This is a genomic window from Azoarcus sp. KH32C, assembly GCF_000349945.1.
Lineage (GTDB): Bacteria > Pseudomonadota > Gammaproteobacteria > Burkholderiales > Rhodocyclaceae > Aromatoleum.
In genome coordinates this window covers 1-24,567 of sequence record NC_020548.1, presented here as the reverse complement: position 1 = coordinate 24,567, position 24,567 = coordinate 1, and the positions used below count along the sequence as shown (strand labels likewise).

Genomic DNA, 24,567 nt, shown 5'->3' with positions numbered 1-24,567 from the left:
CAAACTATAAGAAGGTTAGAGGAGACATCAAATGAAGTCAGATTCGCAAAGAGAATCGACGCCTCAGGATCGCGGCGGACTGGAAGTCGAAGGCCGTTCGATCGACTTTGTCCCGGACCATGAGCGAACGGACAAGCTGTCCGCGCAGGGACCGTTCTGGTTCGTCGGCAATTTCACGTTCTTCACGATGACCATCGGCTTTGTCGGGCCGAGCGTAGGCCTGAGTTCCCTGTGGACCACGATCGCCGGCACGCTGGGCATCATGTTCGGCACGCTCTTCATGGCGTTCCACGGTTCGCAGGGGCCGCATCTCGGTCTGCCGCAGATGATCCAGTCGCGCGCACAGTTCGGGTATCGGGGTGTCGTGCTGGTGCTGTTCGCGACGCTGTTCGTGTTCGCCGGTTTCAACATCGTGAACCTCGTGTTGATGATGCAGGGGCTCAACACGCTGTTCGAGTGGGGGCCGATGCAGGTGGCGCTCGCCGTGTCGGTGCCGGCAACCTTACTCGCCATCATGGGCCACGACTGGATGCACAAGACCTTCAAATGGTCCTTGTACCTGTCGCTGCCGCTGTACGGGCTGGTCACGGTCGCCGTGGTGATGGGATGGATCCAGGATGCACCGGGCGCTGTCGCGGAGGCCGCTGATGCCGCTCCTCCCCTGGGTTTCGATTGGACGGGGTTCGTCGCCCAATTCGCTGCCGGCGCCAGCTACAACATCGCCTATGCGCCTTACGTATCGGACTATTCCCGCTACCTGCCGAAGAACACGCCGAGTGGCAAGCTGATCGCGGCCGTCTTCCTGGGCGCCTCGATCTCGGGAGCGTGGATGATCGCGGTCGGCGGCTGGCTTGCCGAGCACCTGCATGCGACCGATGTGCTGGTGGCGCTCAACAGCGTCGGCGCGAACGTGGCTCCGCAACTGGGCTCGGTCGTCGTCGCCATCACGATCCTCGCCTTCTTGCCGGTGATCGCGATGAACATCTACAGCGCCAAGCTCACGGCAATCACAGGCATCGATTCGTTCAGGAAGATCACGCCGACCGTGAAGGTTCGCGTATGGGCAATCCTCGCGGTGGTGTTCCTGCAGGTAGGGGTGGCAATGAGTATCTACACCTCCGGCTCCGGCCTGTCGGTGTTGAACATCTACCTCGTGGTGATGCTGTATTTCCTGGTGCCCTGGACGGCGGTCAACCTGACCGACTACTTCTTCGTGCGCAAAGGGCGTTATGCGATCCCGCACTTCTTCCTGCCCGATGACAACCTCTACGGGCATTGGGGCAGCCGCGGACTGATCGCGTACGTGATCGGCTTCGTCGCGATGATTCCGTTCTTCACGATCTTCAACGGTACCGAAGAAGTGTATGTCGGCCCGCTCGCCAGGATGATCGGCAGCGTCGACATGGCATGGCTGGTGGGTTTGATCGTTTCCGGCGTGGCGTACTACATCGCTTGCCTGACGCTCGATCTCGAAAGGGAAGAGCGGGTGATCCGGCATATCGAGAAGACGTCCCCCTGGTTTACCACCGGTGAAGGTTGGTAAGCGCGCCGCCTCACGACCCTTGAATGGAAACGATCATGAATGAATTCGACTACGTCGTCGTCGGCGCGGGCTCGGCTGGCTGTGTTCTGGCCGCCCGGCTGACCGAGGATCCGAACGTCACGGTGCTGGTGCTGGAATACGGCGGCAGCGACCGCAGCGTCATCATCCAGATGCCCAGCGCGTTCTCCCTGCCGATGAATACCCGCCGCTACAACTGGCACTACGAGACCGCGCCCGAGACGCATCTGCAGGGCCGCCGCCTGCATTGCCCGCGTGGCAAGGTGCTGGGAGGCTCCTCGTCGATCAACGGATTGGTGTACATCCGCGGCCATGCCTGCGATTTCGACGAGTGGGAATCCTTGGGGGCGGAAGGCTGGGGATACCGCAACTGCCTGCCGTACTTCAAGCGTGCCGAGCACTTCAAGTTCGGCGGGGACGATTACCGCGGCGGCTCCGGGCCGCTGCACACCAACAACGGCAACAACATGGTGAATCCGCTGTATGGCGCCTGGGTGGAGGCGGGCGCACAGGCCGGCTACATCAAGACCGAGGACTGCAACGGCCACATGCAGGAAGGCTTCGGCGCGATGCACATGACCGTCAAGGACGGTGTGCGCTGGTCGACCGCGAATGCCTACCTGCGTCCGGCAATGAGCCGTCCGAACCTGAAGGTGGTGACGCATGCGATGACGCGCGAGATCGTCATGGAAGGCAAGCGCGCGGTCGGCGTGCGTTACGAGGTCGACGGCAGCGTGCAGACGGTGCGCGTTCGGCGCGAGGTGCTGGTCTCGGCCGGCCCCATCGGTTCGCCGCACCTGTTGCAGCGCTCCGGCATCGGGCCCGGCGAGGTGCTGCAGCGTGCCGGCGTCGCGGTGCATCATGACCTGCCCGGCGTCGGGGCCAACCTGCAGGACCACAGCGAGATCTATATCCAGTGGGCATGCAAGGAACCCATCACGCTCAACAGCAAGATGGGGCTCATGGGCAAGGCGGCGATCGGTGCGCGCTGGTTGATGTTCCGCGACGGTCTGGGCGCGAGCAATCACTTCGAGGCGGGCGGCTTCATCCGCTCCGCGCCCGGGCTGCGCTGGCCGGATATCCAGTTCCACTTCCTGCCGGCAGCGATGCGCTACGACGGGCACAAGCCGATCAAGGGGCACGGTTTCATGGTCCTGACCGGGCCGAACAAACCGAAGAGCCGCGGCCATGTCCAGCTCACGTCAGCTGATCCCTACGTGCATCCGGAAATCCGCTTCAATTACCTGGAGCACGAAGCCGACCGCGAAGGCTTCCGCCGCTGCGTGCGTCTGACGCGCGAGATCGTCGGACAGCCCGCGATGGACCGCTACCGCGGCGAGGAACTCGCGCCGGGGCCGGATGTTCGGACCGACGACGAGATCGACGCCTTCGTGCGCGAGAACATGGAGTCGACGATGCATCCCTGCGGCACCTGCCGCATGGGCGAAGACGAGATGGCCGTCGTCGATTCCCAGTTGCGCGTGCGCGGCGTCGAGGGCCTGCGGGTGATCGACTCGTCGGTCTTCCCGACCGAGCCGAATGGCAACCTCAACGCGCCGACGATCATGGTCGCCGAGCGCGCCGCCGATCTCGTGCGAGGAAGCCGGATGCTCGCGTCCGACGATGCGCCGGTCGGCCTCGTCGAGGGCTGGGAGACGCAGCAGCGCACTCGAAATCCGATGCGCCGCGTCGCCTGCTGATCCGCATCCGCTGATCCCACTCATCGCCGTACCCCGACGGTGGCCAGAGCGTCACCGGGGGGATCACTACGCCCAAGATCCGAGGAAATTTCCCATGAACCTCCGAATCATCGCCCGCGCACTGGGTTTTGCTGCCGTTCTTGCCGCCGGTCAGGCGCATGCCGATCTGATCCTGAATGTCGCCGGCGTCAGCGAGTACCGCGCCCGCGGCTTGTCGCAGTCCCGCTTCAATCCGGCCGCTCAGGCCGGCGCGGACTACACGAACGGCGGCCTCTACCTCGGCGCTTTCGCGTCGACGACGCAATGGATCAAGGACATCCCCGGCGGCAACGCCGACTACGAGCTCGACCTGTACGGCGGTTATGCCGGCGATCTGGTGGACGGGCTCGGATACGATGTCGGCTTCCTGCGCTACATCTTTCCGGACAACAACCTCCACCCCGGCGCCGATACCACCGAGCTCTATGCCGGCCTCAGCTACGGTGTCGCGAAACTGAAGTTCAGCCGCACGGTGAGCAAGAACTTCCTCGCGATTCCCGACAGCGGCAAGAGCTGGTACGCGGAGCTCAGCGCAACGCTCGATCTCGGCGACGGTTACACCCTCGTGCCGCACGTCGGCTACCAGTACATCAGCGGCCCTTTCTCCAGCGATGCGAGCTACGCGGACGTCGCGCTGACGCTCTCGAAGGACTTCAACGGCCTCGTGCCGAGCATCGCGCTGATGACCACCAACGCGCACCACTCCTTCTACAACCCGGGCGCCGGCATGACCGGCGACTCCCGCAACCTCGGCCGCGGCACGATCGTGCTCGGCCTGAAATACAACTTCTGACACCCCCTCAGCTTCGACAGGAGACACAACATGTCAAAGAATTCGTATGAGTCCGGCCGCCTCAACCTGCCGTTTGTCGGCCACTGCACCTTCGCGAAGTCCCCCCCGTGCCTCGACTGGGAGCAACTCGACGCCGACGTCGCGGTGCTCGGCGCGCCCAACGACATGGGCACGCAATGGCGCTCGGGCGCGCGCTTCGGGCCGCGCGGCATCCGGGAGGCGTCGACGCTGTTCTCGTTCGGTCATTCCGGCGCGTACGACTTCGAAGACGATGTCATGTACCTCACGCAGGACGAGGTGCGCATCGCCGACGTCGGTGACGCGGACATCGTCCACACCGACATGGCGAAGAGCAACGCGAATATCGAACTCGCCGTGCGCAAGATTCTCGAGAAGGGCGCGATGCCGCTGGTGCTGGGTGGCGACCATTCGATCCACGCGCCGGTGATCAAGGCCTTCGAGGGCCGCGGGCCGATCCACATCCTGCACGTCGATGCCCACCTCGACTTCGTCGACGAGCGCCACGGCGTGCGCTACGGGCACGGCAACCCGCTGCGGCGCGCCTCCGAGATGGATCACATTGTCGGCATGACGCAGATCGGCATCCGCAACGTCTCCTCGTCGAACCGCGACGACTACATGGCCGCGCGCGAAGCCGGATCGCAGATCCTGTCGGTGCGCGACGTGCGCCGGCTCGGGACGGAAGGCGTGCTCGCGAAGATCCCGGAGGGCGTGTCGTACTACATCACGATCGACATCGACGGTTTCGATCCCTCGATCGCACCGGGCACCGGCACGCCGAGTCATGGTGGCTTCCTGTACTACGAAGTGCTGGAGATCATCCAGGCGCTCGCCAAACGCAGCCGGGGCAACATCGTGGGCATGGACCTCGTCGAGGTTGCACCGGCCTACGACCCGACCGGCACGACCTCGATTCTCGCCGCGCAACTGCTGATGAACAGCATCGGGTTCATCTTTCATGCGCGTGGTGCGAAGGGCGATCTTGTTCACCGATCGCCCCCGCCGATTGGAGGCGAAGCGAATGCCTACTCGAAGCGGTAGCGGACCATCGCGCTCAGCCGGCTGATCGTGCCCTTGCTGTCCTGGAATGTCTCGCGCTGCCCGAAGGTGTAATCGAGGCCGACGTCGACGCTGCGGTAAGGATTCCACAACGTGTTGAGGAAGACCTGCCGCAGCGTGCGATTCGGCGCGAAATCCGAGTTCACACCGCCGACCGCCGCGAGCTGGGCCGCATTGGCGGCGTCGTCGCGCTGGAAGTGCGTGTAGGCAAAAGCGGCGGTGCTGCGCAGCGTGTCTGTCCACACGTGCGTGTAGCCCAGGTGCGCCCCCCAGGCATCCCATAGACGAATGCCGTTCGGCGTTTCGACTGCCTGCTGCACAAGACCGTTGTATATGTAGCGACCGATGCCGTCACCGCCGGCCGCCAGCAGTACGACGCTGTCACGCGGACCGAGGTTCGCACGCGTGCTCGCCGCGAGTCCGTAGCCGCGCTTCAAGTGGCGGTCGTTCTTGTACTCCATCGTCACGCCGCGCAGCGAGAAATGGCCCCAATCGGTATCGTGGTCGTAACGGGCGACCAGATCGTAGGAGGTGTCGAAATCGGCCTTCGGCGTGCGCGCCCAGCTATTGCCGATGGAGTTCTCCACCGCGAGTTCGACACGCGAACGCTCGTCCAGCGGCTTCGTGTACCGCACCATCGCCTGGCGGATCGTCGGCACGATGCCGGTGCTGTTCCACTCGACGAGTTCGGGAACGGCGCGCAGGTCCACGAAGGTGCTCCAGCTCTGGCCGACGAGGAGGCCTCCAACCTTCAGATAGGCTTCGCGCAAGCGTGCGGTCGTCTGCGTTTCTCCGCCCAGGTCGTTGCGGCCATCGAAATCGGCCTCGACTTTCGCGAGCACCGGTCCCGCCTCGGTCCCGGTCGGCGTCGACGCCAGCAGGCCGAAGCGCGAGCCGCGCGCGGTCACGTAAGTCTGGTCGTGACGGCTGCCGGCGGCCGTGTGGTCCTGCGGCTGCACGAAAAGACTGTTGGCCCAGCCGACGGTGTTGATGTTCGACAGCCGCCCCTTGAAGTCGTACGTGGAGTCGAAGCGTGCATGCCCGTACACCTTGATCGATGTGTCGCTGCCCGGCATCTTGAACGAACCCGGCAGGTCGCCGGTCTCCACGTACTTCTTTTCTGGCGCCGCCGGCGCCGCGGCCGGGGATGCCGCCTTGGCCTGCTTGAGCTCGTCGATCTGGGCCTGCAGGCCCCGGATCAAGGCTTTGAGCTCGCCCACCTCGTCGCCAGCCCGGGCCGACGTCGCTGCGCCGAGCAGCACGCTGATCGCGGCGCACGTCGCTCCCTGCGCAAGTCTGTGTCGCATGGTTGTCTCCTTTTCATGTGGTCTTGTTGTCGGTACTGCGTGGTAAATCCGGAGACGCACGCGGCCGCCGGCAACGGCCTGCGGGCCGTGCCGGTCGCTTCGCGGTCGTCGGAAAGTGCGGCTTAGATCAGCGTCGGCTTGCGCGTCTGAACCCAGCGCGTCGCCTGTTCGTAGGCGTGGCCGATCTGCAGCACGGCCAGGTCGGCCTGCGCCTTGCCGATGACCTGCAGGCCCATCGGCAGCCCCTGGGCATTGAAGCCGGCAGGAACATTGAGGATGGGAAGGCCGGCGAGCGTGCCGCCGACGACGATCTCCATCCAGCGGTGGTAGGTGTCCATCCGTTTGCCGGCGATCTCGGTTGCCCAGTGCAGGCCGGCGTCGAAGGGGAAGACCTGAGCACTTGGCAGCACGAGGTAGTCGTAGGTCTCGAATAGCTTGCGCAGCGCGTCGTACCACTTGCTGCGCTGCGCGCTGGCTTTCCATACTTCCGCCCCGGTGAGCCCGAGCCCGCCCTCGATCTCCCACACCGCCTCGGGCTTCATCTGCGCGCGCTTGGCGGGGTCGGCGTAGAGGCCGCCGGCCAGGCCGGCAATCGTGAAGTGGCGCAGCGTCAGCCAGGTCTGCCACAGTTGTTCCATCGGGTAGTCGGGCACGACTTCGTCGATCCGGCAGCCGATCGCTTGGAAGCCCTTCAGCGCCTCGCGGCACAACGCGAGCACGCCCGGCTCCATCGGCAGATAGCCGCCGTAGTCGCCCATCCAGCCGATGCGCATACCGCGGAAATCGCGCTCCAGTGGCGCCGCGAAGACCGCCGGATCCTGGTCGATCGACATTGGCAGACGCGCGTCGTGGCCGGCCTGCACCGACAGCAGCCGCGCGAGATCGCGCACCGTGCGCCCCATCGGCCCTTCGTAGCCCATCTGCTGGAAATAGACCTCGCCGCTGGGTCCGAACGGCACTCGACCCTGCGAGGGCCGGAAGCCGAACACGTTGTTGTACGCAGCCGGGTTGCGCAGCGAGCCCATCATGTCGCTACCGTCGGCCACCGGCAGCATCCGCGTTGCCAGCGCCACCGCCGCGCCGCCGCTGCTGCCGCCGGCGTTACGGCTCTGGTCGTAGGCGTTGCGCGTCGTGCCGAACACGTTGTTGTAGCAGACCGAGCCGAGGCCGAATTCGGGCGTGTTGGTCTTGCCGATCAGGATCGCGCCATTGCGGCGCACCCGCTCGACGATGACCGAATCCTGCTTCGGCACGTAGTCCTTGAAGATCGGCGAGCCCTGCGTCGTCGGAATGCCGGCCGTCGCGGTGAGGTCCTTCGGCGCCTGCGGCATGCCGTGCATCCAGCCGAGGTACTGGCCTCGCGCGAGCTGGGCGTCGCGCTCGTCAGCCTGTTTCAGCAGGCCTCCGCGATCCTGCAGCGAGACGATGGCGTTGACGGTCGGATTGATGCGATCAATGTGGTCGAGAAAAGCACTCATGACTTCGCGGCACGAAACCTTGCGTGCCTTGATCCAGCCCGACAGCTCGAGCGCATCGGCCATGACGATGTCGGAAGCTGCGCGCCCTCCGCCCGCCGCGAGCGCCTTGCCCGCGCCGGCGAAACTGCCTGGCACCATTGCCGCCATCGATAACAGGCCAGCGCGACGCAGGAAATCCCGTCGCCCCATGCCCTGAGCTGCTTCCGGCGCCCCGCCTGCGCCCGCCCGGATTGTCGTCTCGTCCATGCTCGTCTCCTGCCTCATTGGGCTTTATGTGTTTGTGTGAGCGAATTCTGGAAATCGAGGTTTGATTACACAAGCGCATAATTATCATTAATTTGATGCAAACTACGCATCGTCAGGCGGGGGGCGGTATGGACACACGAAAACTCAAGCACTTCATCGCCCTGTGCGAGCACGGCACCTTCCATCGCGCTGCAGAAGTGGTGCACCTGAGCCAGTCGGCATTGAGCCGCAGCATCCAGGCGCTCGAACAGGATCTCGGCGCGCCGCTGTTCGACCGCGTCGGCCACAGGACGCAGCTCACCGTCTTTGGCCGCTCACTGGCCGAGCGCGCTCGCCGGGTACTGTTCGAGGAGAACGAGCTGCAACGCGAACTGGCGTTGGCGCGCGCCGGCGAATTTGGCGAGATCGGGCTCGGCGTCAGCCCGACGCCCGCCTCGATGCTGGTCCGCCCCTGCCTCATCGCGCTCGCCCACGAGCGTCCTCAGCTGCGCGTGAACATCGTCATGGGCCGCACGCCGCAACTACTCGACGAGCTGCACGCGGAAAAGCTCGACATGGTCGTGGTCGATGCGACAGACATCGTGAACCCCGGCGGTCTCGACATCGAACCGCTCGCCAGGCTTCCGGGCGACTTCATGTGCCGGTGCGGGCATCCGCTGCTCGCGATGCCGCGCGTGGGTTTCGACGACCTGCTGCGTTATCCGATCGCCTGCTCGGCGGTCAGCGACACGCTCGCGCGCCAGCTGGTCGCTGCCTTCGGCCCCCGGGCCCATCCGAGTCGGCTGATCACCTACCGGTGCGACAGCTACGAGATCCAGCGCGAAGTCGTGCTACACAGCGACACCGTCCTGCTAAGTGTGGTGGCGATCATGCGCGCCGAGATCGAGTCCGGTGGCCTCGTGCCGCTCGGCGTCATGCCGGCCGTGCTGGCCGGCAGCTACGCGTTGGTCCGGCTTCCCGGACGCAGCAGCTCGCCGGCGCTCGACCGAATCGCCGACCTCGCCCGCACCCATTTCCGCGCCTGAGGACGCGTTTAGGCATGTCGTCCCGCGAGCACTCCGGACGCAAGTACTGCCGGTGGCCCGCAAGCTCCGGCCCTGTCGCTTTATGCGGCCTGGTGCGCCGTCCGTTTGATCGCTGTAGCGCCCGTCGGGCGCGCCGTGTTTTCGGCCGCGCCTTGTTCATCGACCGCCGCAAGGTGCGCCACGTGCGTGCGGTCCGTCAGGAAGAGCGCGGCAACGAAGCCGAGCGCCGAGGCGAACATCACGTAGAACACCGGGGCGATCGCGATTCCGGTGGTGTGGATTAGCCAGGTCACGATGAACTGCGCGAAGCCGCCGAAGACCATCACTGCGACGTTGTAGGCGAGCGCGAGGCCTGTCGAGCGCACGCCGGCAGGGAACTGTTCGGCCATCACCGCCGAGATCGGCCCGAAGTAGACCGCGAGCAGAACGCACAGCACGATCTGCATCGTGACGAGCCGTTCGAACGAGGGGGCGGCATGGACCCACGAGAGCAGGGGGTAGGAGGCGACAAGCAGGCCCGCCGTCGCGATGACGACGAGGATCTTGCGGCCGACCCGGTCCGACAGCGCGCCGAACACCGGCATCAGGGCGGTCAGCAGCGCAACCGCGATGACCTGGGTGGTGAAGGCATCGGAGAGCGCCATGCCGAGCTGTTTGGTGGCAAAGGTCGGCATGTAGACGAGGATCACGTAGAAGCCGACGGTGCCGCAGACGGTGACGCCCATCACCGCGAAGACCTCACGCAGGTGGTTGCGCAGCATGCGGCCGAGCGACTGCTTTTCAGCGGGAGCCTGGCGCGCTTCGAGGAAGGCCTCGGTTTCCTCCAGGTGGCGACGGATCCACAAGCCGACCGGGCCGATCAGCAGGCCGATCATGAAGGGGATGCGCCAGCCCCACGCGTCGAGCGCCTCGGGCGACAGGTTGCGCGTGACAAGTGCCGTGACGCTTGCCCCGCAGAACACGGCGAGACCCTGTCCGAACATCTGCCACGAACCATAGAGGCCACGGCGGTTGGGTGGGGCGCTCTCGATCAGGAAGGAGGTCGCGCTCGCGAACTCCCCTCCGGTCGCGAAACCCTGCAGCAGGCGCGCGAGTACGATCAGCAGCGGTGCGGCAACCCCGATCGCCGCGTATGGGGGAGCGAAGGCGATCAGTGCGATCGCCACCGTCATCATGCCGATGATGAGTTGCAGCGCGGCCTTGCGCCCCTTGCGGTCCGCATAGATGCCAAGCAGGATGCCACCGACCGGACGCATGAAGAAGCCGACGCCGAAGGTCGCCGTTGCCATCAGCAGCGAGCTGTATTCGCTGTCAGCCGGAAAGAACAGACGCGAGATCACCACGGCGAGGAAGCCGAAGACGATGAAGTCATACCATTCCAAAGCGTTGCCGATGACGGCCGCGACGATCTGCATGGTACGGGGGGCTGCCTTGTTGCTGCTCATTCTGCCTGTCTCCTCTTGTGGTTTTGTGCTGCCGTTCTTCCCGACGCCGTGCGCCGCTCAGTCGCCGAAGAAGCGCCTCGCGAGTGCCACCCAGAAGGCGGCGCCGGGTGCGAGGCAGGCGTCGTTGAAGTCGTAGTGCGGGTTATGCACGCTGCAGGGGCCGAGGTGCTCGCCGCCCCCAAAACCGTTGTCGCCGTTGCCGATCAGCAGGTAGCAGCCTGGCACCTGCTGCAGCATGAAGGCGAAATCTTCGCTGCCGGAGAGCGGCGCGGCGTCGTCGTCGACCTGCGCCGCGCCCGCCACCTCGCGCGCGGCCTCAACCGCGAGGCTCGTTTCGGCGGCGCTGTTCACGAGCACCGGATAACCGCGCTCGTAGCGGATGTCGCACCCGACGCCGTAGGCCGCCCCCTGTCCGCGGGCGAGTTCGCCGATGCGCTCTTCCAGCTGGTCGCGCACCTCGGGACGCAGCGCCCGCACGCTTAGTTCCAGTTCGGCCGTCTCCGGGATGACGTTGTAGGTTTTGCCCGCCGTCATGCGCCCGACGCTGATCACTGCCATGTCCACCGGATCGACATTGCGTCCGACGATGCTCTGGAGCGCGAGCACCGTCGCCGCCGCGGGAAGTGTCGGATCGATGGCCATATGAGGTAGCGCGCCGTGCCCGCCCTTCCCGTCAAAGCGGATCAGCACCTTGTCCGACGAGGCCATGAAGGGGCCGGTGCGGAAGCGGAAGTGACCGGTGGGCACGCCCGGGTAGTTGTGCAGCCCGAAAAACGCGTCGCAAGGGAAGCGCTCGAACAGGCCTTCCTCGATCATGCGCTTCGCGCCGCCGCCGCCGCCCAGTTCCTCGGCCGGCTGGAAGATCAGATTGAGCGTGCCGCTGCCCGGCATGCGGCCTTCGCGGTGCAGGCGCCCGAAGAGTTCTGCCGCGCCGAGCAGGATCGCCGTGTGGCCGTCGTGGCCGCAGGCGTGCATATGACCGGGATTGCGGCTTGCCCACGGCAGACCGGTTTCTTCCTGGATCGGTAGGGCGTCCATGTCGGCGCGCAGGCCGAGCCGCGGGCCACCGTCGCTCCCGCCTTTGCCCCAACTGAGCGTGCCCACGACGCCAGTGGTCGCGATGCCCGTATGGACCTCGAAACCCCACTTCGCGAGCGAGTCGGCCACCAGCCGGCTCGTCGCGAACTCGTCGAAGCCCAGTTCGGGGTTCTGATGGATCGTGCGCCGCCAGGTCTTCATCGCGGCTTCGTCAGGGAGGAATCGGTGTGCGGTATTCATGAATCGATAATAGGATTTGCGGTGAACGATGGAAGGCGGTAGTTTTTCCGTAATGACAACCAACGGTGATCACCTCCCGCGATGAAGGACCATCAGCTCAAGGCGCTCGTGCAGGTGGCCGACGCGGGCTCAATCCGCGCCGCGGCTCGGGCGATGCATCTCAGCCAGAGCGCGCTGACCAAGGCGCTGCGTGAGCTGGAGGAAGACGTCGGCGCGGAACTGCTGACGCGCAGTTATAAGGGCATTGCCTTCACGCCCGCCGGCCAGGCACTGCTGGTGCGGGCGCGTCTGGCGATCGCGACGCTGGAAAAGGCGCGCGAGGAGGTGCGCCTATTGCGCGGCGGTGCCGGGGCCCGCATCGCGATCGCGCTGACACCGTTCGTGGCAGCGAAGGTGCTGCCGCGTGTGCTGAACGAGTTCCGCAGGGTGCAGCCGGACGCCGCGTTGACGCTCGACGAGGGGCTCTTGACGAGCGTGCTCCCCGGGCTCATCGAAGGGCGCCTCGATTTCGCGGTGGCGCTGGCGAATCCGCAGGATTTGCCCTACGAGGTGAGCTTCGAGGCGCTGGCGGAGGTGCCCGCGGCCCCAGCCGGCCGCATCGGCCATCCCCTCGCGCAGGCGCGGAACTGGCAGGAACTGCGTGCCGCAAGCTGGGTGTTGAACCTGGCGGAGGCGAGTCAGGGCAATCACCTCGTGCGCTGGCTCGCCGCGAATGGCATCGAATTGCCGGCCGATACCGTGCGTTGCGCATCTCCGACGCTGATGCTCGAATTGATGCGCCGCACGGACCACGTCGGCTTCGGGCCGGTCGAGCTCATCGAAGATCCGCTGTTCGGAGTCGGGTTGCAGCGCTTTGCGGTCGAGCCGCTGCCGCCGCCGATGTCGCTGGGAATCCTGAGTCTGCGTGGTGTGCCCCTGAGCGTCGCCGCGAAGCCGCTCGCGGCGCTCTTCGAGCGCCATCTAAGGCGTTGAGGAACTGGATGGTCCGTGTGAGGGCAAGAAGCCGGCACTGATCAACGTCGATCTGGCCAACGCCTGGACCCGTCCCGCGGCCGGCAGATGTGGCCAAAGTCCGGGCAGCGTCACGTATTATGCCGATTCGTTCCGCCAGGAGTCCCCCGGCATGATCCGCTTCATGAACTCGTCAAAGAGAGGGACGGTGAAGGCCGTATCTCCATGAGATGGGCTCCACACCATCCCCTTACTAATAATCTTCCCTCGTGTGGGGGCAAGGGCCGAAACCTCTCGGCCAAGGACGGCGGCAATATCGCCGGAGCGGTGCGGTCCAGGCCCTAGTTCGGCCATCGCTCTAAGGTAACGGCGCTCCAGCGGCGTCATGCGGTCGAATCGCACCCGGAAGAAGCTTTCATCAAGGGCAGCGATGGTCACACTGCTGGCTCGCTCCACATCGGACAGCGTAATAGGGCTGGCATCGGCCAAATCCCAAGCGTGCTTTCCCCATTCCTGCAGGAAGTACGGGTAGCCCCGCGTATGAGAGATGATTGCCCTGACCGCCTCGTCGTCGAACTTGACGCCCAGAGCCTCGGCCGGTGATTCTAAAGCTTTGCGTGCATCCGCGCTGCCAAGTGGGCCGACCTCCGGGTAATCGAAAAGCCGTTCGGCATAGGATTTCGCACTGCCGGCTCGTTCCCGTAGCTGAGGGAGACCCGCGCCAACGAGCATGACCGGCAAGCGCAGTTGGGCACACCGATGCAGCGCAGAAATCAATGCCGCGAATTGCGCTTCATTGATGTACTGCAGTTCATCAATGAACATTACCACTGCCGTGTCGGCCTTTTTCGCGGCGATCCCAACCTGTTCCAGAAGGGTTGCCAAGTCGGCTTCCAGATCGCCGTTATCGGCAAGTCCGGGTTCCGGTTCGAAATCGAGGCCGACCTCGATGTCTTGGTATGTGATCCGCAAAGCCTTGGCAAAACCCGCCAGGGCGCTTAGCCCTCGCTTCGCCACGTCCTTTGCGGCTTCGACTCGGCTCAGCCGCAACAGAGCGACTCGTAACTGAGGGGCCAGGAGCGCCGGCAATGACCGCCCCTCAGGGGCTTCCATGCGGACGGTTTGCATTCCGTCGGCTTCAGTATCGACACGTATCCGTTCGAGGAGTACGGTTTTGCCGACTCCCCGAAGCCCCACCATGAGGACACTCTTAGCCGGGTTGCCGATCCGAATCCGCTGCAGCGCGATTCGGACGATTCGGCGCAACTCGTCTCGGCCGGCTAGCTCAGGCGGCGGAGAGCCGGCTCCTGGGGCGTATGGGTTACGAACGGGATCCATGGCTATACCAATATTACAGAAGTTATCAAAAAAAGATAATATCTGTAAGGTCAGTTGATATCAAACGCTGGCCAATGAATGGCGGTGAAACTCCTGTATGAAGTATGCTGGCAGGGGGGAGCGCAGCAGCGGTCTGAACAGCGGGTGTCAGAGCACAGCCGCGGCTCCACTGACCGCTCCAATGGCAGACCGCTGCTGGCCGTTACGACTCTATCGACATAGCGCCCGTAACCAGCCGCTGGAGCCCGGACGTCTGATCGCGCTGCCGCCCGCGTTGGAGGGTATGGCCACTTCGTTGCGGCCGAGCCCCTGTCGCGGTTTTTCGCGGATCTCGACGTCGGCACCATCAAGATTGATCGCGGCATAGGAGATCAGCCAGCGCTGACCCGTCGTCTTGTCGAGCACGACAGCTTGCTTGGGCCGTAACTCGAGAACTTGCCCGACATGCGAAGCGTTTGCCTGTGGGTCAAAGTACTCCACGGTTTGCCCAACATGGAGCCGAGCTTGGACTGCGACCACCCAGGCCGGCTCGTCGAGCGCACGATCGATCGCTGCCCGAAGCCGATAAAGATCGAAGGCGGAGGCCGCCTTCAGCTGCGCCAGTATCTCGGAGTAGTCCATCAGCGGTTGGTCGTTGTTGGAATGACTCGGATCGCTCCGCGCGGCCGACCGGTAACAATCGGGTTCCGATTAACAGCCAAGGAGTCTGAAATGGAATCCTACGAGCATCGGGAACCTTGGAACAAGGGAAAGCTGGTGGGTCAGAAGGCGCCGCTGAAACCCAAGGACATCTGGGCGATCCGCATTCACCTTCAGAACGCCCACCATGTTCGCGATCTGGCGATGTTCAATCTGACCATCGACAGCAAGCTGCGTGGATGTGATCTCGTCAGCCTTCGCGTTCGCGATTGACAGAGCCGAAGCGAACGACGGTGGCGAAATGGATCGAGAAGGCGAAGCTGAAGCCGGAAGACTTCCTCTTCCCAAGTCGGTTGCATGACTCGCCGCATGTGTCCACCCGACAGTACGCAAGGATCGTCGCACAATGGGTGACGGCGGCCAGTCTGGATCCTGCGGCCTACGGCACGCATTCGATGCGCCGGACGAAGGCGACGCTCATCTACAAACGGACGAAGAACCTGCGGGCCGTCCAACTCCCACTTGGCCATTCCCAGCTCGAGTCCACGGTCCGGTACCTTGGCATCGAGGTCGATGATGCCTTGGAGATCTCTGAGCAGATCAAGATCTGACCGCGCCGGCGGCCGCTCGCAGAAAGCCTTCGGAGCGACGGGCGGCCGCTTGCGGGATCGATGCTGGCAGGGGCGTATCGGCCAACTACCGTCATTCGTCCTTCCGCTCGTGCCGACATTCAGCTGGCCGCTCGAATCGGAAACCCGCCGGACGAGCTCACCCATACTGCAGGCAGTTAGGAAATTCCGTACCGTCGCAGGCGATTGGCGATGGCCGAATGCGAGGTGCCGAGCCGCTTGGCCAGGCGGCGGCTGGACGGGAACTCCCGGTACAGGCGTTGCAGCAGGCTCTTCTCGAAATCCGCGACCGCCTGGTCCAGGCTGGTGACGTCAGTGCTTTCGCCAGACTGCACAGGCGTCGCAACCTGGGCCAGTTCCAGGTCGTCAACGTTGATGATGGTCCGTTCGGTCATCGTCACGGCACGGAAAATCACATTCTGCAACTGCCGGACGTTGCCGACCCAAGGGTTGCTGAGCATGGCGGCGCAGGCCGCCTGGGTGAGCCGCATGAGGGGGCGCGAGGCCTGGGCGCAGGCACGGCTCAGGAAAAACTGAGCGAGTGGCAGGATGTCGCCAGGGCGTTCACGCAAGGGCGGCACATGCAGACTGAGGACGTTCAAGCGGAAGAGTAGGTCCTGGCGGAAATGGCCGCTGCTCACCATGTCCTCCAGCGAGCGGTGGGTTGCACTGATGATGCGTACATTCATCCTGACCTCGCGATCGCCGCCGACCCGACGAAAGCTGCCGTCGTTGAGGAAGCGCAGCAGCTTGGCCTGCAGGTAGGGCGACATTTCGCCGATTTCATCCAGAAATACCGTGCCGCCATCGGCCAGTTCAAGCAAGCCGGGCTTGCCGCCGCGCAGGGCGCCGGTGAAGGCGCCGGCGGAATAGCCGAAGAGCTCGCTCTCCGCGAGGTTTTCCGGCAGGGCGGCGCAGTTCAGGGCAAAGAAGGGTTCGCTGCTGCGCCCGCTGCCGGCGTGGCAGGCATGGGCCAGCAATTCCTTGCCAGTGCCCGTCTCGCCGGTGATCAGTAGCGGCGCATCGACCATCGCCATGCGCGCGGCGCGCTGCTTGAGTTGTTCTATTTCCGGGGAGCTGCCGAGTATGGCATCGAAGCCGCCGGCGTCGTAGTTATGGAGGGCGCTTAGGCGTTCGCCCATGCGGCTCGGCGCGTGCAGCGTCATCACGGCTCCGGCGACTCGGCCACCGGTTTCATGCAGTGGCATGGTCTCCAGCATGTAGGGCTCGCCGTTCATGACGATTTCGCAAACCGGAAGATGGTAGCCGCCGTCGATCAACTCGCCGAGCAGAGCCGGGTTGCCGATCAGGTCCTGCATCGAACTGCCGATCAGGCTGCCCTCGCCGATGCCGCTGGCTGCCACGGCAGCGCTGTTGGCGACGACGACGATGCCGGATTCGTCGACCGCCAATACCGGATCGGGCTGCGAGGCGAGCAGGGCATCGAGGTACAGCCGGCGCTGTGCGCCAGGTAGCATGCCGACCGGCTCGATGGCGCGCACTCCCGCGACCTGCAGCAACTGGGTACGCAATTCGCTGAGCCCGGCGGCGTCGACCGCCGGCGCTTCGATGTAGATGTGCGGCGGCTCCACTTCGACCGCCGTCACGTTCAGCCGGCGCCGGGCGAGCTCGGCCAGGACTTCCTGGGCAATGCCGACACGGTCGGAGAAGAAGACGTCAATACGCATTCCGCAGCCTGTATTTAGTTCTATACAGTGTAACGTAAACAATACATTCGATCTAATATGCTGATAAATAAACTATTTATGAATAAATCCGGGCCGGTTTGAGATTTTTCGTATTGAAATAAATACAGTTTGATGCGCTGAGAGATAGGCTTTGTTTTAAGTATTTGTTTTTAAACAAATAAAAAATATGGCACGGGCGTTGCTAGTTTGCTCGTATTCCTAATGGGTCATGCAATCGACCGAAATAATGGAAAGGAGAAGCAGCATGCATGTCCTCGTCCTCGGCAGTGGAGTCATCGGCACCACCGCAGCCTACTATCTGGCCAGGGCCGGGCACCAGGTCACGGTCATCGACCGGCAACCCGGGCCGGCGCTGGAAACCAGCTTCGCCAATGCCGGCGAAGTCTCGCCCGGCTATTCCGCCCCCTGGGCAGGTCCGGGTGTGCCCGTCAAGGCGATCAAATGGATGCTCATGCATCACAGCCCGCTGGTCATCAAGCCCATGCTCGATCCGGCCATGTGGCGCTGGGGCCTGGCCATGCTGCGCAACTGTACGGAGGCCGCCTACCAGGTGAACAAGAGCCGCATGGTGCGGGTTGCCGAATACAGCCGCGATTGCCTGAAGCAGCTGCGAGCCGATACCGGCATCACCTACGACGAACGCAGCCAGGGCACCCTGCAACTGTTCCGGACCCAGAAGCAGCTCGATGGCATCGGCAAGGATATCGATATCCTCAAGGAGTACGGCGTTCCGTTCCAGGTGCTGGACCGCACCGGCTACCTCGAGTACGAGCCGGCCCTGGCCATGGTCAAGGACAAGTTTGTCGGCGCCTTGCGTCTGCCAGGCGATGAAACTGGCGACTGTTTCAAGTTCACGCAGAACCTCGCCAGGATGGCGGAAGGCCTGGGTGTGAAATTCCGCTTCGGCACCACGATCACCGGCATTCAGCATGACGGGCGGCGGATCACCGGTATTCGTACCGATGCCGGCACGCTCGTCGCCGATCAATATCTGCTGGCCCTGGGCAGCTATTCGACACAGATCGTCAAGCCGCTCGGCATCGACATCCCGGTCTATCCCGTCAAGGGATTTTCGATCACCGTGCCTATCACCGATCCTGCCATGGCGCCGGAATCCACCATCATGGACGAAACCCACAAGGTCGCCGTGACGCGTCTTGGCGATCGTATCCGCGTCGGTGGCACGGCCCAGTTATCGGGTTTTGACCTCAATCTCGATGCCGGTCGACGCAAGACGCTGGAATTCGTCGTTACCGACCTCTTTCCGCGAGGCGGCGATGTCGCCAGGGCCGAGTTCTGGACCGGCCTGCGGCCGATGACGCCGGATGGCACGCCGATCATCGGCAAGACCCGGTACGACAACCTGATGCTCAGCACCGGCCACGGCACGCTGGGCTGGACGATGGCGGCCGGCACCGGCCGGGTCATTGCCGACATGTTCAGTGGCAGGACTCCTGAAATCGCTGTCGATGACCTCAGTGTCGCCCGCTACGCCTGATCAAAACCACCCCAATCACAGCACGGAGGAGACGAAGTAATGCAAGTCATTGAAACATCAGCCGCGCCGCAAGCCATCGGCCCGTATGTCCAGGCCATCGTGGTCGACGGCTGGCTGTATAGCTCGGGACAAATCCCACTCACGGCCAGTGGCCAGCTGCTCGATCTCGATATCGAGGCTCAGACGGAACAGGTCTTCGACAACCTGTCGGCCGTGCTGGCGGCGGCCGGCGCCTCGCTCGACCAGGTCGTCAAGAGCACGGTCTTCGTCCAGGACCTGAACGACTTCGCGCGTCTTAATGCCGTGTATGAGCGTCGTTTCGGTAGCCATAAGCCGGCGCGTTCGACCGTTCAGGTCGCACGTCTGCCACGCGACGCCAAGGTCGAAATCGAGGTCGTCGCCCGCCTGGGCTGATACTTCTTCCCATCGTCTGATCCGGCGGGTCCGGATCGAAAATGCTGGGCGCCGGCAGGGTGGAACACGTCCCTACGGCGCCGGACTGAAAGGAGTTTTTCATGACTGATGTAAGAACACTGCTTGCCGAAGAGCGGGCGCACGAAGCGAGGGATCTCCATCGCGGCTTGAAGGACCGGCATATCCAGATGATCGCCATCGGCGGCGCCATCGGCGTAGGCCTGTTCCTCGGCGCTGGGCGGGCCATCTCGGTGGCAGGTCCGGGACTGTTGCTGAGCTATGCCCTCGGCGGCTTGATCATATTCTTCATCATGCGTGCCCTCGGCGAATTGCTGCTCTACCGTCCGGTAGCCGGCTCCTTCGCCACCTATGCCGAGGAATTCGTCGGGCCTTTCGCCGGCTTTGCAACCGGGTGGTCCTACTGGTTTACTTGGGTAACGATCGGCATGGCCGAGATCACGGCGGTCGCGGTCTATGTCCATTACTGGTTCCCTGATGTGCCGCAATGGATACCGGCGCTGATCACCCTGAGTGTGCTGTACGCGGTCAATCGCATCTCGGTCGCGCTGTTCGGCGAACTGGAGTTCTGGTTCGCCCTGATCAAGGTCGTCACCATCGTCGCCATGATCGTGATCGGTCTGGCCATCATCTTCTTCGACATCACGCCGCTTGGGCGCACCGCCAGCTTCTCGAACCTGTGGAGCTACCAGGGCTTCATGCCCTTCGGCATCCTCGGCGTCGTGATGACCCTGCAGATGGTTATGTTCGCCTACCAGGGTGTCGAACTGATCGGCGTCACCGCCGGCGAGGCGCAGAATCCGGAGAAGGTCCTGCCGAGCGCCACCAACAGCATCATCTGGCGCATCCTGGCCTTCTACATCGGCGCCCTCGTCGTCATGATGGCCCTGGTGCCGTGGAGCGAACTCAAGCCCGGCGTAAGCCCCTTCGTCTTCGTCTTCGAGCGCATTGGCATTCCCGGCGCGGCCAGTCTGATCAACTTCGTGGTCATCACGGCGGCCGCTTCGTCGTGCAACAGCGGCATCTTCAGCACCGGCCGCATGCTCTACACGCTGGCCCAGTTCCGCCAGGCGCCGAAGGCCTTTGGCAAGGTCAACCGCAATCATCTGCCGGCCAACGCCATCACCTTTTCGGCGGCCCTGATGAGCATCGGCGTGGTCCTCAACTACCTCGTACCGGAGGAGGTCTTCACCTGGGTGACCAGCGTCTCGCTGATCGGCGCCTTGTGGACCTGGTCGATCATCGTCATCGCCCACCTCGGCTACCGCAAGGCGGTCGCTGCCGGGCAGGCCAAGGCGGTGTCCTTCCGCATGCCGGGGGCGCCCTACATGAACTGGGTGGTGGTCGCCTTCATGGTCGCCGTCGGCGCCCTCCTGGCCCTCGACCCGGGTACCCGTGTGGCGCTCTATGTGGCGCCGGTGTGGTTCGCCTTGCTGGGTATCGGCTATCGCATGGGCAAGCAGGCAAAGCCGGCGCTCTCTGGCGCCGCCGCCTGATCAGGCGCCGCTCGGTCGTTCTTCCCCCGGCGGCGAGCGTCGGGGGAAGAAGGCCACAAGACGTCATCGATGACATTCCAAGGACCTGAACATGTCCGATCAACACCAAACGCGGGCGGGCGCCTTGCTGAGCATCGATCTCGATGCCATCTGCGACAACTGGCGCAGCCTCAAGGGCAGGCTTGGCGCTGCCGCGTGCGCCGCTGTCGTCAAGGCCGATGCCTACGGCCTCGGGGCAATACAGGTCGGGCCAGCCCTTTACGGCGCGGGGTGCCGTCATTTTTTTGTTGCCCATCTCAACGAGGCCATCGAACTCCGCCCCTTCCTGCCTACCGATGCTGCCCTCTATGTGCTGCACGGGGCTCATCCGGGCGCCGAGGGCGAATTCGTCAGGCATCGTCTCGTGCCTGTCCTCAACAGCCTGCCGCAACTGACGGCCTGGCAAAAGCTTGCCAGGGAGCTGGATACTGTCCTGCCGGGCGTTCTTCAGGTCGATAGCGGCATGGCTCGCCTGGGTCTGTCGGAAGACGAACTCGCGATTGTCGCGTCCGATCACGGGCGCCTGCAGGGCATTGAACTGAAATTCATCATGAGCCACCTGGTCAGCGCCGAAGATCAGGCCAACCCGGCCAACATGATCCAGCTGGCGAATTTTCGCGCCGCACTGCAACGTCTGCCGGCCGCCAGGGCCAGCCTGGCCAACTCGTCAGGCATCTTTCTCGGCAACGACTTCCATTTCAATCTGGCACGCCCGGGAGCTGCCTTGTATGGCGTTGCGCCTGTTGCCGGGCAGCCAAATCCGATGCGCCCGGTCATCCGGCTGCAGGGTAAGGTACTGCAAACCCGCCGCATCGAAACCGGAACGGCGGTCGGTTATTCGCACACCTGGAGAGCCGCGCGGCCATCGCGTATCGCCACGGTTGCGGTCGGTTACGCCGACGGTTACCTGCGTAGCCTGAGCAATCGCGGCCATGCCGGCTTCGAGGGCATTCGTCTGCCCATCGTCGGCAATGTCTCGATGGATACGATCACCATAGACGTTACCGAAGTGCCGGCCGGACGACTGGGCGAGGGCTCACTGATCGATCTGGCTGACCCGCTGAACGGCGTGGACGAGATGGCCGGGCGGGCGGGGACCATCGGCTACGAAATCCTGACCAGCCTCGGCAATCGTTATGCACGGCGATACATTGGTGCGGTCGATGCATAGTCCCGCCCTTTTCACCTTCGTCGGAACTCATGCAATACGTTGCATGCCCCCCGCTCTGCACGGCGGTTCCACGCAGTCACCTGCCGCTGGAGCACCGAGACGGCCAATGTCACTTTCGGGTCGGGCACGGACGGAGCCCTGAAGAGGCTGGACGGCAACTTTCTGACTACTCTGGTCCGTAGTGCAGGAAGTTCGCCTCTTGACGGCCTGGCGGACAGCTTGAGTTTGCAAACAGCCGTTGAGTTGCTACACCCGGCGGACGGCAGCCGACACAATCCAGTTGTTTGGACGAGTCAGAACCAGACATCCAATCTCTTGGATAAGCGGAAGAAATTGAAAAACAGCGCTATCGCACTCGATCCAGAGCTGAAGAGACCGAAACACAGATTACTACTGAAAATTTCCGCAGGATTCGTACCCAACGGAATACCCCTCAAACATTCTTGCAGAAGTTGTGTCCCACCCCAAAAAACTAACATATGCCTTTCCAGGTCCGTCCCCTCTATTAAGAACTGGAATGATTCGAAAGCCGGTTGTTTTGCTCACGCCAATTTGTAGGTGGCCCCCAACGTCCGGCTGGACCTCCCTCTTTAGCATTTCCTCCAAAGTCGTCAATACCCCGGGATTATGGTGGAATTGCTCCAATTCTACATGAAGCTTTTCGAACGCGGTTGAACCGCTTCCGATTGAATGATAGCGGTCTGGCCCTATCAGCATCTCCGCTAGCAGCATTCTAAACGTCCCTGTAGCGATATTCGATACAAGCATATATGCCTTAAACACTCGCTCGACTGGGCAGAAGCCAAAAACCAGTGCGTCAAAGAAATATGACTTGTTGTTGTCCGAGACGCCTAGTCGCGCCGACATGTCACAAATGTAATGCTCGCCAACGGACTGAAATAACTCTGCCACTGCTTTCAGCGTAACCGGCTTCTCATAGCCTCGGTTTGCGGCAAGATTCTGTGTGCACGCGGTCGCCAATGCGTGCGTGCTAATTGCCGACAGAGTTGATCCAGCGTATGCAAAGCCAAAGTTATAACGTCTAAATGAATTCCACTTTTTATTGCCTTCGCTCTTATGGCAAACCACCGGTATTGGCAGAATTTTTGGCCCTCCGTCCGTAGCAGTCCCGCCTCCTCTAGATATCCTTGTGTCAGCTGCGCACCACAACTCACCGAGGGATTTTCGATACCATAAGACGACTACTGTCATATTCTCCTCCAAGCTTATCGGCATAATATTTGCATTATCGCATACGGTACATTGATTTCTCTGTAGACGTCCTCATTGTCATTCGTTCTGACTTTTCGGACGTTGCGCCCAGCCGTTCGGTCATTGTTTAGCATGCGGTCACGCCATGCCGATCCAGGGGCCCACTCCATTTGGGGCGAGGAGCCGGCACGGCGAAAGTCAATGACCGCTGTTGAGCTGAAATTCGACGGTCTTCGATTGGCCGGACAGAGAGCTCGCCAAGGCGCTGGCCAACATTGGGAGCGCTCAGGAAGCTGCCCGTCGTACCCAATACGTGGCGTAGCAAGGCGACTGGCGGCTTACCGGTGTATGGTTCAGCTCAACGTCCGCTTCCGCGTAAAACCTCCAACGGCCGTTCAGGCCGAATTGTTCGCGCAGCTCGTCAGGCAGGTCTCAGGCTGCAACAGCCGTTCAGATGGCTGCATTTCGGAGAAGTTGAATCTTCGCTTGTGGTCGGAGTCGGCCTGCATCACCTACGGCGTTGAGAAACTCGTCGCAATGTAGTCGGCGAGGCAACGTGTTGCCTCGGTCGCGCCCTCCGGTCCCATGTGCAGGCGCACGTCCAATTCGCCCATGGACGGAAATCCGTCGCGTTCCTCGAGCGCCCGCACGCCCTCGGGGACGGTGCTGGCCGCGAGCAGGGTCACACCCAGGCCGGCGCGCACTGCGGCAATGATCCCGCTGTAGCTGGAGCTTGTGTAGGCGATGCGCCACGGGCGCTCGAGGCGGCTGAGTGTCTGCAGCACGCGGTTGCGGTAGATGCAGGGGGGCGGGGCGACGACCAACGACAGGGGGCGCCGCTGGTGGCGCCCGTGGTCGACGCTGGTGATCCAGACGAGCGGCTCGGTGAGAACTTTTGTGCCGCCGCCCGTGATCGGATTGTCATGCAGGGCGATCACGATATCGAACTCGCCCTTTTCCTGACGCGCCAGCAGGTTCTTGCTGAGGTCGCAGGTCACTTCGAGCATCACGCCGGGATGGGCCTGGGCGAACTTGCCGAGGATCACCGGTAGCAGGGATGCCGTGTATTCGTGCGGCGCCCCGAGCCGCACGCTGCCCGCGACCTTGGGCCGGCGCAGGCTGCTTACCGCTTCATCGTTCAGCGCGAGGATGCGCCTTGCGTACTCCAACAGCGTGCTGCCTTCGTCGGTGAGCTTCATGCGATGGCTGCCGCGCACGAAGAGTTCCGCCCCGAGCAGTTCCTCGAGCCTCCGAACCTGCAGGCTGACCGCCGACTGCGTACGTCCGACGGCGTCTCCGGCGCGCGTGAAGCTTCCCAGGTCGACGGCCTTCAGGAAGGTCCTGAGGAGCTCGGTGGGGATATTGACCATGTTGGCGACCCATTTGCGGCGTAAATGATTTCATTTCAACTATCAAATCCGTCAATGTCAATGCGTCGTTAGGATGTTCTCCATCGCCCGATTCACGGGAACCCATCCAGCCAGCAGAACAAGGAGACGTC

General features: G+C 63.2%; 18 protein-coding genes and 1 pseudogene. 11 read left to right on the top strand and 8 right to left on the bottom strand.

Annotated features, from left to right (window positions below):
• Positions 1 to 31 precede the first annotated feature (31 nt).
• The 4 genes from AZKH_RS22955 (at position 32) to speB (ending at position 5,155) form a co-directional block, all read left to right on the top strand.
• Positions 32 to 1,543 carry a cytosine permease gene (locus tag AZKH_RS22955; protein ID WP_015451681.1) on the top strand — a complete coding sequence of 504 codons (1,512 nt, stop codon included), beginning with the start codon at positions 32 to 34 and terminating at the stop codon, positions 1,541 to 1,543.
• A 35-nt stretch (positions 1,544 to 1,578) separates the two neighbouring features.
• Positions 1,579 to 3,261 carry a choline dehydrogenase gene (gene betA / locus AZKH_RS22950; protein WP_172642507.1) on the top strand — a complete coding sequence of 561 codons (1,683 nt, stop codon included), beginning with the start codon at positions 1,579 to 1,581 and terminating at the stop codon, positions 3,259 to 3,261.
• Positions 3,262 to 3,355: 94 nt separating this feature from the next.
• Complete coding sequence (locus AZKH_RS22945) at positions 3,356 to 4,093, top strand: TorF family putative porin (protein ID WP_015451679.1); 738 nt, start codon at positions 3,356 to 3,358, stop codon at positions 4,091 to 4,093.
• A 30-nt stretch (positions 4,094 to 4,123) separates the two neighbouring features.
• Positions 4,124 to 5,155, top strand: a complete 1,032-nt coding sequence (gene speB / locus AZKH_RS22940) for an agmatinase (protein ID WP_015451678.1) — start codon at positions 4,124 to 4,126, stop codon at positions 5,153 to 5,155.
• On the opposite strand, the gene AZKH_RS22935 is transcribed toward speB, so the two are convergent.
• Together AZKH_RS22935 and AZKH_RS22930 are read right to left on the bottom strand one after the other, a co-directional pair.
• A complete protein-coding gene (locus AZKH_RS22935; protein WP_015451677.1) occupies positions 5,140 to 6,480 on the bottom strand; it encodes a DcaP family trimeric outer membrane transporter in 1,341 nt (446 codons plus the stop codon). The genes speB and AZKH_RS22935 overlap by 16 nt on opposite strands.
• Positions 6,481 to 6,602: 122 nt before the next feature.
• Entirely contained in the window at positions 6,603 to 8,204 is a 1,602-nt protein-coding gene (locus AZKH_RS22930; RefSeq protein WP_015451676.1) for an amidase, read from the bottom strand.
• A 128-nt stretch (positions 8,205 to 8,332) separates the two neighbouring features.
• Here AZKH_RS22930 and AZKH_RS22925 point away from each other — a divergent pair, with 128 nt between their 5' ends.
• Positions 8,333 to 9,229, top strand: a complete 897-nt coding sequence (locus AZKH_RS22925) for a LysR family transcriptional regulator (protein WP_015451675.1) — start codon at positions 8,333 to 8,335, stop codon at positions 9,227 to 9,229.
• Positions 9,230 to 9,309: 80 nt separating this feature from the next.
• On the opposite strand, the gene AZKH_RS22920 is transcribed toward AZKH_RS22925, so the two are convergent.
• Together AZKH_RS22920 and AZKH_RS22915 are read right to left on the bottom strand one after the other, a co-directional pair.
• The gene (locus tag AZKH_RS22920; RefSeq protein WP_015451674.1) at positions 9,310 to 10,674 is read right to left on the bottom strand and encodes an MFS transporter; all 1,365 of its coding nucleotides are present in this window, start codon (positions 10,672 to 10,674) and stop codon (positions 9,310 to 9,312) included.
• 57 nt (positions 10,675 to 10,731) lie between these two features.
• Positions 10,732 to 11,952 carry a M20 aminoacylase family protein gene (locus AZKH_RS22915; protein WP_041657866.1) on the bottom strand — a complete coding sequence of 407 codons (1,221 nt, stop codon included), beginning with the start codon at positions 11,950 to 11,952 and terminating at the stop codon, positions 10,732 to 10,734.
• Positions 11,953 to 12,033: 81 nt separating this feature from the next.
• Between AZKH_RS22915 and AZKH_RS22910 the strand changes: the two genes are divergently transcribed.
• Complete coding sequence (locus AZKH_RS22910; RefSeq protein ID WP_015451672.1) at positions 12,034 to 12,924, top strand: LysR substrate-binding domain-containing protein; 891 nt, start codon at positions 12,034 to 12,036, stop codon at positions 12,922 to 12,924.
• A 117-nt stretch (positions 12,925 to 13,041) separates the two neighbouring features.
• Here AZKH_RS22910 and AZKH_RS22905 read toward each other — a convergent pair whose 3' ends face one another.
• A complete protein-coding gene (locus tag AZKH_RS22905; protein ID WP_015451671.1) occupies positions 13,042 to 14,241 on the bottom strand; it encodes an ATP-binding protein in 1,200 nt (399 codons plus the stop codon).
• A gap of 210 nt (positions 14,242 to 14,451) precedes the next feature.
• A complete protein-coding gene (locus AZKH_RS22900; RefSeq protein ID WP_015451670.1) occupies positions 14,452 to 14,862 on the bottom strand; it encodes a hypothetical protein in 411 nt (136 codons plus the stop codon).
• A gap of 90 nt (positions 14,863 to 14,952) precedes the next feature.
• Here AZKH_RS22900 and AZKH_RS22895 point away from each other — a divergent pair.
• Positions 14,953 to 15,491, top strand: a pseudogene (locus AZKH_RS22895) (tyrosine-type recombinase/integrase).
• A 176-nt stretch (positions 15,492 to 15,667) separates the two neighbouring features.
• Here AZKH_RS22895 and AZKH_RS22890 read toward each other — a convergent pair.
• Positions 15,668 to 17,197: a sigma-54-dependent transcriptional regulator gene (locus AZKH_RS22890; RefSeq protein WP_015451667.1), complete on the bottom strand. Its 1,530-nt coding sequence runs from the start codon at positions 17,195 to 17,197 to the stop codon at positions 15,668 to 15,670.
• A 265-nt stretch (positions 17,198 to 17,462) separates the two neighbouring features.
• Here AZKH_RS22890 and AZKH_RS22885 point away from each other — a divergent pair, with 265 nt between their 5' ends.
• From AZKH_RS22885 to alr, 4 genes are all read left to right on the top strand, one after another.
• Positions 17,463 to 18,716, top strand: coding sequence for a D-amino acid dehydrogenase (locus tag AZKH_RS22885; protein WP_015451666.1), 1,254 nt, complete (start codon positions 17,463 to 17,465; stop codon positions 18,714 to 18,716).
• Between the two features lie 39 nt (positions 18,717 to 18,755).
• The gene (locus AZKH_RS22880) at positions 18,756 to 19,130 is read left to right on the top strand and encodes a RidA family protein (protein ID WP_015451665.1); all 375 of its coding nucleotides are present in this window, start codon (positions 18,756 to 18,758) and stop codon (positions 19,128 to 19,130) included.
• 101 nt (positions 19,131 to 19,231) lie between these two features.
• Entirely contained in the window at positions 19,232 to 20,644 is a 1,413-nt protein-coding gene (locus tag AZKH_RS22875) for an amino acid permease (protein WP_015451664.1), read from the top strand.
• Positions 20,645 to 20,735: 91 nt separating this feature from the next.
• On the top strand, positions 20,736 to 21,854 hold the full coding sequence (gene alr / locus AZKH_RS22870) for an alanine racemase (protein ID WP_015451663.1): 1,119 nt from the start codon (positions 20,736 to 20,738) through the stop codon (positions 21,852 to 21,854).
• A gap of 1,724 nt (positions 21,855 to 23,578) precedes the next feature.
• Here the strand turns inward: alr and AZKH_RS22865 are convergent.
• The gene (locus AZKH_RS22865) at positions 23,579 to 24,436 is read right to left on the bottom strand and encodes a LysR substrate-binding domain-containing protein (protein ID WP_015451661.1); all 858 of its coding nucleotides are present in this window, start codon (positions 24,434 to 24,436) and stop codon (positions 23,579 to 23,581) included.
• Between the last annotated feature and the right edge of the window lie 131 nt (positions 24,437 to 24,567).

Bases quoted from the DNA above. Each gene is read 5' to 3' on its own strand.
- AZKH_RS22890 (WP_015451667.1), bottom strand. From the start codon at position 17,197: ATGCGTATTGACGTCTTCTTCTCCGACCGTGTCGGCATTGCCCAGGAA.
- AZKH_RS22875 (WP_015451664.1), top strand. From the start codon at position 19,232: ATGACTGATGTAAGAACACTGCTTGCCGAAGAGCGGGCGCACGAAGCG.
- AZKH_RS22945 (WP_015451679.1), top strand. From the start codon at position 3,356: ATGAACCTCCGAATCATCGCCCGCGCACTGGGTTTTGCTGCCGTTCTT.
- betA (WP_172642507.1), top strand. From the start codon at position 1,579: ATGAATGAATTCGACTACGTCGTCGTCGGCGCGGGCTCGGCTGGCTGT.
- speB (WP_015451678.1), top strand. From the start codon at position 4,124: ATGTCAAAGAATTCGTATGAGTCCGGCCGCCTCAACCTGCCGTTTGTC.
- AZKH_RS22935 (WP_015451677.1), bottom strand. From the start codon at position 6,480: ATGCGACACAGACTTGCGCAGGGAGCGACGTGCGCCGCGATCAGCGTG.
- AZKH_RS22880 (WP_015451665.1), top strand. From the start codon at position 18,756: ATGCAAGTCATTGAAACATCAGCCGCGCCGCAAGCCATCGGCCCGTAT.
- AZKH_RS22905 (WP_015451671.1), bottom strand. From the start codon at position 14,241: ATGGATCCCGTTCGTAACCCATACGCCCCAGGAGCCGGCTCTCCGCCG.
- AZKH_RS22930 (WP_015451676.1), bottom strand. From the start codon at position 8,204: ATGGACGAGACGACAATCCGGGCGGGCGCAGGCGGGGCGCCGGAAGCA.
- AZKH_RS22910 (WP_015451672.1), top strand. From the start codon at position 12,034: ATGAAGGACCATCAGCTCAAGGCGCTCGTGCAGGTGGCCGACGCGGGC.
- AZKH_RS22955 (WP_015451681.1), top strand. From the start codon at position 32: ATGAAGTCAGATTCGCAAAGAGAATCGACGCCTCAGGATCGCGGCGGA.
- AZKH_RS22865 (WP_015451661.1), bottom strand. From the start codon at position 24,436: ATGGTCAATATCCCCACCGAGCTCCTCAGGACCTTCCTGAAGGCCGTC.
- AZKH_RS22925 (WP_015451675.1), top strand. From the start codon at position 8,333: ATGGACACACGAAAACTCAAGCACTTCATCGCCCTGTGCGAGCACGGC.
- AZKH_RS22915 (WP_041657866.1), bottom strand. From the start codon at position 11,952: ATGAATACCGCACACCGATTCCTCCCTGACGAAGCCGCGATGAAGACC.
- AZKH_RS22920 (WP_015451674.1), bottom strand. From the start codon at position 10,674: ATGAGCAGCAACAAGGCAGCCCCCCGTACCATGCAGATCGTCGCGGCC.
- alr (WP_015451663.1), top strand. From the start codon at position 20,736: ATGTCCGATCAACACCAAACGCGGGCGGGCGCCTTGCTGAGCATCGAT.
- AZKH_RS22885 (WP_015451666.1), top strand. From the start codon at position 17,463: ATGCATGTCCTCGTCCTCGGCAGTGGAGTCATCGGCACCACCGCAGCC.
- AZKH_RS22900 (WP_015451670.1), bottom strand. From the start codon at position 14,862: ATGGACTACTCCGAGATACTGGCGCAGCTGAAGGCGGCCTCCGCCTTC.